Below are 11,434 nucleotides of genomic sequence, written 5' to 3' on the forward strand. Positions count from 1 at the left end.
CTCTGCGTCTGAGAGAGTTGAGCGGCAAGCCCCAATGCGAGGGGGGCCCTCACCCGAAAGATAGGTAATGGCGGCCGCTTGGCTTCAACCCGTCATCGGGCGTACCGACGGAACGGAGACGGCCCGTCGGACCACCAGGCTGTTGGTAGGTCGGGAATCAATACCGGTACTCCTTAGACTTCCCGGGGTCGGTCAGAGGAAAGGTGGCGCATGAACAACGGCGAAGCGATCAGCGTCCTCGTCGTCGACGGCCACCAGACGTTTGCCGAGCTGCTCGGACACGCGCTGGCAGGCCAGCCCGACCTGAGGTACGTGGGACATGCGCTCACGGGTGCGGAGGCACTGCGGCTCGCCGCGGAACTGAAACCCAATGTGATCCTGCTTGATCCCGAACTGTCCGATGCGGACGGCATTGCCATCGCGGAGCTGCTCCGTGTCCGCCAACCGGACACCCGTGTGGTGATCCTCACCGCGAGCGACGAATCCGCCCTGGTCGGACGCGCGACGGCGGCCGGCGCGGCCGGGTTCCTGTCCAAGAACGGTGCGCTCGGCGACGTGCTGAACGCGTTGCGTACGGCCCACGGCGGCGGCATGACGGTGTCCACCGACATCCTCGCCCGGCTGCTGCGCAGCACGACGCCCGTGGTCGGCCCGCGCGGCGGTGGCCTCACGGTGCGTGAGGACGAGGTGCTCCAGCTGATGGCGGCCGGGCTCGACGCCCGCGCCATCGCCCGGCGGCTCGGCATCAGCCTCCACACGTGCCGGGGATACGTGAAAGCGGTCCTCGCCAAGCTCGGCGCGCACAGTCAGTTGGAAGCGGTGGCGATTGCGAGCCGTCGTGGGCTGATCCGTCCCAATCGGCCGTGACTCCAAGTAGTTATTGCCTGCACTCATCCGGAACGCCACGGAATCCGTACCTGATCACGGGCGCCGCTAAGGCGGCGTGATCAGGGGAGGCCTGCCGTGGACCGCACAACCGCCGACGGCGCAATGTCCGATGTGTCCGCGTCCGGGCGGGGCGCGAAACCGCCCTACCGCCGCCCGCCGGTGCAGCTGCCGGTCCCCGAGGCCAGCCCGACACCCGGCACGACCGCGTCGACCTGGTTCGGCCCGCGGGTGGCGGCGGCCCAGGACGGCGCCGCCCGGCCCGAGACCCCGGCCGAGGAATCCCGGCCGGCGACCCCGGCCGGCCACGACGACGGCGCCCGGGCGCAGAGCCCGCCCCAGTTCGGACCCGCGACGCCGGTGGGCGGCGGCCGGACCTCCTTCGGCGTCACCGCCGGGCCGATCTCACCGGGCCGCTCGGCGCCGAACCCGCCGGCCGTCGAGGGTGGAGCGTCCCGCGGCGGCCCATGGAGCGGCGCGCCGGGCTCGGCGCCCGGCGACGGCACTTCACGCGGCGGCACACCGGGCTCCTCGCGGTCGGTCGCGGTCGGTGGCAGGCCGTCACGCTCCGGCGCGGTCGGCGGTGACGCTCCGCGGTCTGGTGCGACGGGTGGTAACGCTTCGCGGTCTGGTGCGACGGGTGGTAACGCTTCGCGGTCTGGTGCGACGGGTCGTGACGCTCCGCGGCCCGGCTCGGTAGGCGGTGACGCGGTCCGGTCCGGTGCGGCGGGCACGGCCGCTTCGGCCGATGAGCTTCCGGTAAGCCGGCAGTCCGCGACCGAGAACGCACGAAACGCCCAGCAGGTCAACGGGAGGTGGGCGCTTCCCGCCGGGCCCTCCATCTCGGCCGCCCCAACCTCGCCGACCTCGACCGGCTCGGGCTGGGTCGCCTCGGGGACGGCGCCCTCCACTTCGACGGGCTCGGGCTGGGCCTCGTCGGGGTCGCCGGGTTCGGTCCGGGACGGTTCGGGTTGGAGCGGACCGGGGCCTGCGGCTTCCTCGTCCTCGACGGGCTCGGGCTGGGCACCGCGGGGGTCGTCCGGCTCAGGCCCGGACGGTTCGGGTTGGAGCGGATTGGGGCCTGCAGCCTCCGCGTCCTCGACGGGCTCGGGCCCGGCACCGTCGGGATCGCCGGGTTCGGCCTCGAACAGTTCGGGCTGGACCCCGCCGGGGCCTGTTGCGGCCTCCTCGACCGGCTCGGGCTGGGCTGGTTCGGGTGGGGTGTCAGCGGATTCGGATGGTTCGGGCTGGGTTGGCACGGGATCGGCGGCTTCCGCGCCGGGCGGTTCGGGCTCGGACAGTTCGAGCTGGACTGGCTCGGGCCGGGCTGACACCGGGTCTGCGGCTTCGGCCTTGACCGGGTCGGGCTTGACCGAGTCGGGTTCGACTCGGGCGGGTTCGGTTGGGTCGGGTTCGGCTGGGTCGGGTTCGGCTCGGGCGGGTTCGGCTGGGTCGGGCTTGGCTGGGTCGGGTTCGGCTCGGGCGGGTTCGGCTCGGGCGGGTTCGGCTGGGTCGGGCTTGGCTGGGACAGAGTCGGGGTCGGGGGGATTCGGCTCGGGTGGTTCGGACGGTTTGGGGTCGGTCGGGGCTGGGGTGGCGGCTTCGGGGCGGGTGGGGGCGGTTGGGGGTGCTTCGACTGGGTGGGATGGGTCGGAGGCTTTGCCAAGCAGTGGGGCGAGGTCGTCGGGGTCTGGGGCGTATTCGTGGGATTCCGGGGCTGCGCTGACGTCGGCCGGGGAAACGGGGCGGCGGGCGGACGGGCGTGGTGACAGTGGACGGACCGGCGGGCATCGGACTGTTGACTCGGGGCAGCACAGTGCGGGCTTCGCGCGTACGGGAAAGGGCGAAGGCGGCGCCGCGGCGCCGCGGCAGGCGAAGCTGGTGACCTTGGGGCTGGTCCTGATGGGGGTTGTCGTGCTGCTGGCGGGCACGGTGGCCGGTGTCGTCTATTTTTCGGGCGGCGACCGCAACGATGACAGCGCCCTCGACAGCGGTGGCGGAGCCCCGGGCGCGGACGACAGCGCGCAGCGCACGGTCAGCGCGCCGATCGGCAACCGGAAGGCCGCCAGCTTCGAGCTGCTGGCCGGGGTCAGCACCGTGCAGGTCAGCATGAAGGACCTGGGCGGCGACCTCTACCGGATCAGCACGCCGGCCGACGCGGGCATCAAGCCCAGCCCGGCGATCAAGGGCGACGACGTGCAACTGCAGGTGGACCGCGACGGCGCCGGGACCGGTGGCCAGATCCAGGTCGTGCTGTCGACGGCGGTGCGGTGGCAGTTGCGGTTCTCGGGGTACGCCGACGAGCAGCAGATCAACCTCAGCGGCGGCCAGGTCAGCAGCGTCGAGATGGTCGCCGGCATGCACAAGGCCGACCTGCAGCTGCCCGCGCCGTCCGGGACCGTGCCGGTGAAGATCACCGGGGCGGTGGATCAGCTGGCTGTGCGGTCGCCGGCCGACAATCCGGTGCGGGTCAAGGTCGGTGGCGGTGCGACCGACGTGGTCGCGGGCAACCGGAAACTGCACGACATCGCGCCCGGGTCCACGCTCACGCCCAAGGACTGGAAGGCGCACGCCGATCGCTACGACGTGACCGCGGCGTCGGCGATCGGCTCGCTCAACGTGGAGAACGCGGCCTGACCGGGCCGAGCGCTCGCGGCGCCCGGCCCGGGTTGGTCACGAGAGGACGCGCAGGCGGACCGTCTGCTCCATCGCGCGAAGCCGGTGCAGCACCTCGTCGCTGAACCCGCCGGAGATGTCGGTGATCAGGTAGCCGTATTCGCCGCGGGTGCTCAGCAGCTGGCCCTCGACGTTGACCTTGTGGTCGGCCAGGATGCTGTTGACCTGGGCCAGAACGCCCGGCATGTTGACGTGCACGTGGACGATGCGGCTCATGCCCGGCTGCTCGGGCAGCGCCACGCCGGGCAGGTTGACGCTGAGCGTCGTGTTGCCGTCCTCGACGAAGTGGGTCAGCTTGTTGGCGACGAAGTCGCCGATGTCGGACTGCGCCTCCTCGGTCGAGCCGCCGATGTGCGGAGTCAGGATGACGTTGGGCAGGCCGCGCAGCTCGGAGACGAACTCGTCGCCCCGGCCCTTGGGTTCGCTCGGGAACACGTCGACCGCGGCGCCCGCCAACTGACCGCCGGCCAGCGCGTCATGCAGGGCCACGTGGTCGACCACGATGCCCCGGGACAGGTTGAGGAAGATCGTGCCGCGGCGCATCCGCTTGAACTGCTCGGCGCCGAAGAAGCCCAGGTTGCCCGGTCGGCCGTCGACGTGCAGCGTGACGATGTCGCTGGTCTCCAGCAGCTCCTCGAGGCTGGCGCAGCGGTGCGCGTTGCTCAGCGCCAGCTTGTCGGCGGTGTCGTAGAAGGACACGTGCATGCCGAGGTTTTCCGCCAGCACCGACAGCTGGGTGCCGATGTTGCCGTAGCCGACGATGCCGAGCCGGCGGCCGCGGATCTCGTGCGCGCCGTCGGCCGACTTGTCCCAGACGCCCTGGTGCATCAGCGCGTTTTTCTCGGTCAGCCGGCGCGTCATCGAGATGATCTCGGCGATCGCGAGCTCGACCACCGAGCGGGTGTTGGAGAACGGGGCGTTGAACACCGCGATGCCCCGCGACGACGCCGAGGCCAGGTCGATCTGGTCGGTGCCGATGCAGAACGCGCCGACGGCGACGAGGCTGTCGGCCGCGTCGAGGACCTTCGAGGTGACCTTGGTCTTGGAGCGGATGCCGAGCAGATGGACGCCGGGGATGCGCTCGATCAGCTCGGACTCGTCGAGGGCGGTGCGGACGGACTCGACCTGGTAGCCCGCGGCCTCGAGCCGGGACACCGCGTCGGGGTGGATGTTCTCCAACAGAAGGACTCGTACCTTGGCCTGGTCGATCATCATGTTCCGTTCCGTGTGAAGTTGGCCGTCCGGGCCGCCGCGCCGAAGCCCGACCTATCAGGTTAGTGCCCCGGATTGTCGGGGTCGGGAAGGTGTGCCGAGGCTCCCATCTAGTGCGATGGCCGTTACCCGAGTTTTTCTTTCAGCCACGGCAGCAAGGCGTCGGCCTGGGCGCGCTGGAAGGCGCGGACGGCCGGGATGCCCGGTGGCGGGGGAGTGCGGCAGACATCGAGGAAGTAGCCGGTCAAGCCGGTCACGACGTCGGTCACCACTTCCGGGTCGAGGCCGGTCAGGAGCCGGTCGGCGGTGCCGCCGTTGACCAGCACGTTGACCGCGAGCAGCACCCGGTCGAGCCAGGCCGGGCCGACGCAACCCCACGGCCAGTCGACGAAGACCGGGCGGCCGTCGTCGCGTACGAGAATGTTGTCGGCCCGCAGGTCGCAATGCGTGAGAGTGTCGCCGGCGGCCGTCGCGGCGAGGCCGCGGGCGGCCGACGCGCGGAAGGCTGGCAGACCGGCCCGGACCCACGGATCAAGATCGGCCGGTGGATCGGCCGCGATCCGTTCCCAGCCCCCGAAGTCGTGGGCCAGGTGATCGGCGGCGCGCGGGGCGTCGGCCAGGGGCGTCGGGGTGAGCGCGGCGACGAGATCGTCGAGGCCGGCCAGGACGGTGTCGATGTCGGCGTCGGACCAGGGCAGCCGCGGGTGGCGGCCGGCGACGTCCTCGAGGACCAGGACGACCCAGTCGCCGGTGTCGAACGCGCCGAGCATGCGCGGCGTCGGCGCGTGGCCGGGAATCGCGGCGGTGATCCGCATTTCCTGCCGCGCCAGCTCGGCCGAGTGCTGGTTGATCGTCGGGGTGACGGCCTTGACGAACGCGCGGAGGCCGTTGCCGGTGCGGACGCGGTCGGCGGTGCCGGGGGAGAAGCCCTGAGTTTGGGAACGGGCCTCGATCACCCGGCCGCCGATGATCTGCTCGACACGGGCCTGGATGTCGGGCGGCAGGTCGGCCCAGGTGATGCGGACGGCCGGGCCCGGCTCGCGGGCAGTGTCGTCGGTTGCTTCCGTGCTCACCTCGGCGATCCTGGCAGGCGGGCCGTCGGGGCCGAAAGCGATTTTGAGGATGACGGTTTCATGACACTTCATCGGTTTTGTCGGGATCCTCGACGTACCGCCGAAGATGTAGGGACGGTTACAACCCGGGGAGGACGCCCGATTCGCGTATCTCCGACAGGCTGACGGGTAGCAAGCTGAGGCAAGCTCAGAATGGGGGTGTTCATGGGGTCACTGGGCTTGGCGGTCGGGCTGTCGATGCTGTCGGCGGCCAGCTACGCCGCGGCCGCCGTCGCCCAGGAGCGCCTCGCGGAGCACGGGCACCGCGGCCGGGCCCGATGGGCGACCGCTCTGGTGCTCACGGCGGCCGGCGTCCTGCTGCACGTGCTTGCCCTCAACTTCGGAACGGTCGCGGTCGTTCAGGCCCTGGGCACGCTCACCCTGCTCTTCGCGCTGCCGATCTCGGCGCTGCGCTATCACGTACGCATCGGGCCGGTGTCCTGGCTCGACGCCGGGCTGACCGTGGCCGGGCTCGCCCTGATCCTGTCGCTGTCGGTCGACTCCGGCCGCCCGGCGCTGCTGTCGGGACCCGACGGGCGCTATCTGTCACTGGCCACGCTGGTGACCGTCGTCGTCATCGGCGGCGGGGCGTGGTTCGCGGGGGCGCGCATGCGGGCGGTGATGCTCGCGGCGGCGGCCGGGGTCGCCTTCGGCATCGCGTCGGTGCTGTCCAAGGCGGTGATGGCGACGGTCACGGACTCGGGCGTCGACGCGATCTCGCCGTTCATCGTCACGATGGTCGTGATCTTCTCGGTCGTGGGCTATCTGCTCGGTCAGCTCTCGTACAAGGGCGCCGGGCTGGCCGCGCCGCTGGCCACGGTGAGCGTGGTCAACCCGGTGGCGGCGGCGATCGCGGGAGTGGTGGTGTTCGACGAGCGGTTCCGGTTCGGGCACGGGGGCCTGGCGGTGGTCGGCATCGCGGCGGTGGTGATCACCTGGGGTGTGATCGGGTTGTCGCGGCGCACCGCGGTGGCCGGCACAACGACCGAATCGGAAGACCGGCCGGCGGACGATGCGGAGCCGGTCGAGGTCCACGCGGAGCCGAAACCCGACCCTGAGGCCGAGCCGACTCCGCATTGACCTCGGTCAGGCGGACTTCGGTCAGGCGGACTTGGTCAGGACGTAGTGGGTCACCCGCTCGGACGGGGTGAGGTCGGTGACCTGGTAGGCGGCGGCCACGTTGCCGGCGAAGAGCGGCTCGCCGAGGCCGAGGACGATCGGAGCCACGGCCACGTGGAGCTCGTCGACCAGGCCCGCGTCCAGGGCGGCGCGGATCGTGGCGGCACCGCCGCCGAGGCGTACGTCCCGGCCGCCGGCCGCGGCGAAAGCCCGGCCCAGCGCGGAATCGAGCCCGTCGGTGACGAAGCGGAAAGTCGTGCCGCCCTTCATCACCAGGTCGGCGCGCGGGTGATGGGTGAGCACGAAGACGTCGTGGTGATAGGGCGGCTCATCGCCCCACCAGCCGGACCAGGAGCTGTCACCCCACTCGCCGCGGATCGGGCCGAACATGTTGCGGCCCATCACCGTCGCGCCGATGTTGTCGTCGCCGCGGCGCAGAAACGCCTCGTCGACGCCCTCGGTGCCGCCCTCCTGGCCGATCATCGCCCGGCCGTAGCGGGTCTCGAAGATCCACTCGTGCAGGCGCTCGCCGCCTACCCCGAGCGGGTTCTCGGGGCCCTGCTCCGGGCCGGCCGCGAAGCCGTCCAGTGACATCGCGACGTTGTGTACGCGCAACTTCGGCATCGCTGATCCTCCGGTTGTCCATAGGGGAGTCACGTCCGCGTGGCGGCGTGCGGGTACCGGTTCGGCCGGCGCGGAGCTAACACGGCCCCGCGCCGCGAGGTATCAGGCCGCCGTGCACAAATCGCACGCCCACACCGAAACCGACCCGGTCGTGGGCTCAGGCTCCTCGGCCCGGAACGGAACCGGCTCCAGAGAACCCCAGCTGATCGCCCCCGGGGCCCGGTCGAGCAGAAACTCCTGCACTATCGCGTGCAGGTCGGTCGTCACCCGATAGGTGTCGTCGAACGGCAGGTCGTCGTGCGCGGCCGAGCTGACCGAACACCTCAGCTGGCCGGCCTGGCCGTCGTGCCAGACGTAGAACGTGGCCGGCCCGGGGTGCCCGGCGGCGGCCACCTTGCCGCGGAGCGCCTCGGCGGCCTCCTCGAAAGCGGCCACCACCTCGTCGGCCGACATGCCTAAACGTTCGTGCGGTGGCGCGCCGAACCAGCTGGTGTTGGCGTCCTCGGCGGCTCGGTCCTGTGGCGAGAGCACCACTGCTTCGCCCGCGATCGCGCGGATCTCCTTCAACAGCACGTCGCCCAGTCTGCCGGGCGGACCGGTGTCGGGACCAACAGGGCAGGTCGGCCGGGCGCCGGAAACTTTCGGCACGATCGGCCCACCCTGTTCGGGTAGGCCACAGACACCTACAAAGGCGTACATGTCGGATAGGCGACTCCGGGAGACCGCCGGCCGGAGATCGGCGGGGTGCGACCTCCGGCCGGCGAGGGATCAGACCGAGACCGTCTCGCGCTTGGACGAACGGCCGCGGCGGCGGGTGGAGACCGGCTGCTGCTCGGCGACCAGCCGCTCGACCTCGAGCGTGAGGTCGTCGTTCTCGTCTCCGCTTTCGTCCGCGTTCTCCTGCCCGCTCCCCGGCTCGGCCTCCGATGCGGCGACCGGTGACGACTCCGGTGACGGCTTCGCGGGCGCGACCACGCCCGGGGGCACGTCGACGAACGTCGGCTCGTCCTCCGACAGCTGATCCGGCAGGCCATCGCCGTACGTCACCGGCGCCTCGTCCGCGGTGAGCGGAACCGAATGCTCACCCCGGACGAACAACTCCGCCTCGGACGAGTCGGTCTCGCTCACCATCTGAGCCAGCCGGGTGCGGAAGAACTTCGCCCGGCCGCGGGCCAGGTCATGCCCGATCGAAAACGCCTCCATCTCGAAGGACGTGCGGTTATTGCCCTGATCGTCCTTCCAGTCACGGTTGTAGAACCGGCCGTAGACCACCACCGGGTCGCCGACCGCGATCGAAGACGCGACACCCTCGGCGAGGCGGCGCCAGGCCGTGACCCGTACGCGCAGGCTGTTGCTGTCGACCCACTGGGCCTTGTCACGGTCGAACCGGCGCGCCGTCGAGGCGACCCGGAAGTTGGCCACCAGGGAGCCGCTTTCCTTGAGCCTCCGCCACTCGGGAGCGGTGATCACGTTGCCCACGATCACGAGAGTTGTGTCGAACAAGTTGTCCTCCTGTCGGACGTCGAGGCCCAGAGCATGTCGGTCCCCGCGTACGGAAAAGGGATCTTGACCTCGAACCTGTGGAAACTCCGACGAACTGTGGATGACGTCGCGGCGCACAAACGATCTGCTAGGTAGCCTTCATCTTGTGGAGATCGACGTCCTGGGTGAGCCCTACGAGCGCCACACGATCGACCTGGGCCGCGACGACGAAGGCCCGGTCGTCGCCACGCTGATCCGGCGACGGGCCGAGCAGCCGGCCCGGCGTGCGGTGCTCTACGTGCACGGCTTCAACGACTACTTCTTCCAAACCCACCTGGCCGACTTCTTCGCCGAGCGCGGCTGGGACTTCTACGCGCTCGACCTGCGAAAATACGGCCGCAGCCTGCTGCCCCACCAGACGCCGAACTTCACCCGCAGCCTCACCGACTACTACCCCGAACTCGACGAGTCGGCCCGGATCATCCGCTCGGTCGACGGACACGACCAGCTGCTGGTCGCCGGCCACTCCACCGGCGGCCTGCTCACCTCGCTGTGGGCGCACTCCCGGCAAGGCCAGGGCCTGGTCGACGGCCTGTTCCTGAACAGCCCGTTCTTCGACTTCAACGTCCCGTGGTTCGTCAAGGGCCCGCTGATGACGGCCGTGCTCGGGCTCAGCCGCCGGTCGCCCTACCGGCGCGTCCCGACGGCCGAACTAGGGCTGTACGGCCAGAGCCTGCACACCGACCACCGTGGCGAATGGACCTACGACCTGGCCTGGAAGCCGGTCACCAGCTTCCCGGTGACGGCCGGCTGGCTGCGGGCGATCCGCCACGGCCAGCAGCGCCTCCGGGCCGGCCTCGACATCGACGTGCCGATCCTGGTCGCCTGCTCGGCGCGAACCTTCCGGGGCAAGGCCTGGCACGACGACGTCCGCATCACCGACGCGGTCCTCGACGTCGAACACATCGTTCGCTGGGCCCCCGGCCTCGGCCCACGAGTCACCATCCGGCGGTTCGACGGCGGGGTGCATGACCTCACCCTCTCCGGCCAAGACGTACGCGCGGAAGTGTTCCGCGAACTCGGCCGCTGGGTGGACGCGTTCGTTCCCCCTCCCGGCACCCCGGAAATCGAAGTGCCGCCCGCACCCGAAGAATCGGTGGCCTAAAGCAGCCGCTGCGCGATCACCCTTGTCGCGTCGTCGAAGAGCACCAGACGGGCATCCTCCACAGTCGTCGGCACATCGCTCCCGCGAAGAACGGCCAGGGCCTGCGCGACCGCATCCTCCTTCGGCCACCGGTAGACGCCCGACGAGACGAGCGGAAAAGCAATCGACCTCGCCCCGAGCTCGGCGGCCACCCGCAGCGAGTTGGCGTAACAGTTCCGCAGCAGCGGCGACCGGTCCTCGCGCGCGCTGAACACCGGCCCGACCGTGTGAATCACCCAGCGGGCCGGCAAACGCCCAGCCGTAGTGGCGACCGCCTCGCCGACCGCCAGCCCCCGCCCGTAGTGGCCGGCCCGCAGCGCGCGGCACTCGTCAAGGATCGCCGGGCCACCCCGGCGGTGAATCGCCCCGTCAACACCGCCCCCACCCAGCAGCGACGAGTTGGCGGCGTTGACGATCGCATCGACCTCCTGAACCGTGATGTCGCCGGTAACCAGCTCGACGCGCATCCCGCACCCTCCCCGCTACACTGGTCACCCCTGCTCAGGCCTCGGCACGATACGCTAAGCCCCCATGCGCTCGTAGCTCAGCGGATAGAGCAACGGACTTCTAATCCGTCGGTCGCAGGTTCGAATCCTGCCGGGCGCGCCAGGTTAGAAGCCATCTCCGATGGTGCCGTGATCGCGGCATGGAGCCACGTGTGGAGCGAAGCGCTGCCGTGACTCCATGCCGACCGGATCGAAGGTATGCCGCCGCTCGCGCGGCGAGATCGAGACGTTGCCCAAGTGGGTCCCTGCGGGTGCGGGTCTATGCGGGCACAGACCCCGTATCGCGGAAGCGCCTGTACCTCGTGGAGACGGTGCCGGCTGGGCCAGCAGCCGGGAAGCAGGCGGAGCAGATACGTACGCGGTTCCTGAGCCAGGTTGACGAGAAAGCGCGACCCGAAGACGAAGTCGACTATCAACCGGCTCATGGACCGGTACTTCGAGCTCGTTGACATCGATGAGACAACGCGTGGCCCGTTGGCGGACAATTCGATTCGCCAGACCCCCGCAGTTCTAAAGGGCGGCAGATTCAGACAGTCGAAGCATTTACCTCTACGAGTTCGGCGAATATCTCGGAGGGCTTCTTCCAATTATGGATCTTACGGGGCCGGTCATTG

General features: G+C 70.3%; 12 protein-coding genes and 1 tRNA gene. 6 read left to right on the forward strand and 7 right to left on the reverse strand.

The window, feature by feature from the left end; all coding sequences use genetic code 11:
• Nucleotides 1–210: 210 nt before the first annotated feature.
• The gene (locus AB0M88_RS31050) at nt 211–867 is read left to right on the forward strand and encodes a response regulator transcription factor (RefSeq protein ID WP_364108525.1); all 657 of its coding nucleotides are present in this window, start codon (nt 211–213) and stop codon (nt 865–867) included.
• Between the two features lie 164 nt (nt 868–1,031).
• Here AB0M88_RS31050 and AB0M88_RS31055 read toward each other — a convergent pair whose 3' ends face one another.
• Complete coding sequence (locus AB0M88_RS31055) at nt 1,032–1,406, reverse strand: hypothetical protein (RefSeq protein WP_364108527.1); 375 nt, start codon at nt 1,404–1,406, stop codon at nt 1,032–1,034.
• A 294-nt stretch (nt 1,407–1,700) separates the two neighbouring features.
• Here AB0M88_RS31055 and AB0M88_RS31060 point away from each other — a divergent pair, with 294 nt between their 5' ends.
• On the forward strand, nt 1,701–2,216 hold the full coding sequence (locus tag AB0M88_RS31060; RefSeq protein ID WP_364108529.1) for a hypothetical protein: 516 nt from the start codon (nt 1,701–1,703) through the stop codon (nt 2,214–2,216).
• Between the two features lie 550 nt (nt 2,217–2,766).
• Nucleotides 2,767–3,522 carry a hypothetical protein gene (locus AB0M88_RS31065; protein WP_364108531.1) on the forward strand — a complete coding sequence of 252 codons (756 nt, stop codon included), beginning with the start codon at nt 2,767–2,769 and terminating at the stop codon, nt 3,520–3,522.
• Nucleotides 3,523–3,558: 36 nt separating this feature from the next.
• Here AB0M88_RS31065 and serA read toward each other — a convergent pair whose 3' ends face one another.
• Together serA and AB0M88_RS31075 are read right to left on the reverse strand one after the other, a co-directional pair.
• A complete protein-coding gene (serA, locus tag AB0M88_RS31070; protein WP_364108533.1) occupies nt 3,559–4,776 on the reverse strand; it encodes a phosphoglycerate dehydrogenase in 1,218 nt (405 codons plus the stop codon).
• Between the two features lie 122 nt (nt 4,777–4,898).
• Nucleotides 4,899–5,846, reverse strand: coding sequence for a phosphotransferase (locus tag AB0M88_RS31075; protein WP_364108535.1), 948 nt, complete (start codon nt 5,844–5,846; stop codon nt 4,899–4,901).
• A 204-nt stretch (nt 5,847–6,050) separates the two neighbouring features.
• Here AB0M88_RS31075 and AB0M88_RS31080 point away from each other — a divergent pair, with 204 nt between their 5' ends.
• Nucleotides 6,051–6,965, forward strand: coding sequence for a DMT family transporter (locus AB0M88_RS31080; RefSeq protein WP_364108537.1), 915 nt, complete (start codon nt 6,051–6,053; stop codon nt 6,963–6,965).
• A 21-nt stretch (nt 6,966–6,986) separates the two neighbouring features.
• Here the strand turns inward: AB0M88_RS31080 and AB0M88_RS31085 are convergent, their stop codons facing one another.
• From AB0M88_RS31085 to AB0M88_RS31095, 3 genes are all read right to left on the reverse strand, one after another.
• A complete protein-coding gene (locus AB0M88_RS31085; RefSeq protein ID WP_364108539.1) occupies nt 6,987–7,628 on the reverse strand; it encodes a dihydrofolate reductase family protein in 642 nt (213 codons plus the stop codon).
• Nucleotides 7,629–7,730: 102 nt separating this feature from the next.
• Nucleotides 7,731–8,201, reverse strand: a complete 471-nt coding sequence (locus AB0M88_RS31090; protein WP_364108542.1) for a hypothetical protein — start codon at nt 8,199–8,201, stop codon at nt 7,731–7,733.
• Between the two features lie 195 nt (nt 8,202–8,396).
• Nucleotides 8,397–9,131: a single-stranded DNA-binding protein gene (locus AB0M88_RS31095; RefSeq protein ID WP_364108544.1), complete on the reverse strand. Its 735-nt coding sequence runs from the start codon at nt 9,129–9,131 to the stop codon at nt 8,397–8,399.
• Nucleotides 9,132–9,276: 145 nt separating this feature from the next.
• On the opposite strand from AB0M88_RS31095, the gene AB0M88_RS31100 reads away from it, so the two are divergent.
• A complete protein-coding gene (locus AB0M88_RS31100; protein ID WP_364108547.1) occupies nt 9,277–10,275 on the forward strand; it encodes an alpha/beta hydrolase in 999 nt (332 codons plus the stop codon).
• Here AB0M88_RS31100 and AB0M88_RS31105 read toward each other — a convergent pair.
• Nucleotides 10,272–10,781 carry an O-acetyl-ADP-ribose deacetylase gene (locus AB0M88_RS31105; protein WP_364108550.1) on the reverse strand — a complete coding sequence of 170 codons (510 nt, stop codon included), beginning with the start codon at nt 10,779–10,781 and terminating at the stop codon, nt 10,272–10,274. The genes AB0M88_RS31100 and AB0M88_RS31105 overlap by 4 nt on opposite strands.
• A gap of 66 nt (nt 10,782–10,847) precedes the next feature.
• Between AB0M88_RS31105 and AB0M88_RS31110 the strand changes: the two genes are divergently transcribed.
• A tRNA-Arg gene (locus AB0M88_RS31110) sits at nt 10,848–10,923 on the forward strand.
• Nucleotides 10,924–11,434 lie beyond the last annotated feature (511 nt).

Source organism: Actinoplanes sp. NPDC051411 (assembly GCF_040682075.1).
GTDB lineage: Bacteria > Actinomycetota > Actinomycetes > Mycobacteriales > Micromonosporaceae > Actinoplanes.

What these genes read in the sequence shown, in the direction of transcription:
- AB0M88_RS31050 (WP_364108525.1), top strand. Translation starts at nt 211, where the DNA reads ATGAACAACGGCGAAGCGATCAGCGTCCTCGTCGTCGACGGCCACCAG.
- serA (WP_364108533.1), bottom strand. Translation starts at nt 4,776, where the DNA reads ATGATGATCGACCAGGCCAAGGTACGAGTCCTTCTGTTGGAGAACATC.
- AB0M88_RS31080 (WP_364108537.1), top strand. Translation starts at nt 6,051, where the DNA reads ATGGGGTCACTGGGCTTGGCGGTCGGGCTGTCGATGCTGTCGGCGGCC.
- AB0M88_RS31085 (WP_364108539.1), bottom strand. Translation starts at nt 7,628, where the DNA reads ATGCCGAAGTTGCGCGTACACAACGTCGCGATGTCACTGGACGGCTTC.
- AB0M88_RS31105 (WP_364108550.1), bottom strand. Translation starts at nt 10,781, where the DNA reads ATGCGCGTCGAGCTGGTTACCGGCGACATCACGGTTCAGGAGGTCGAT.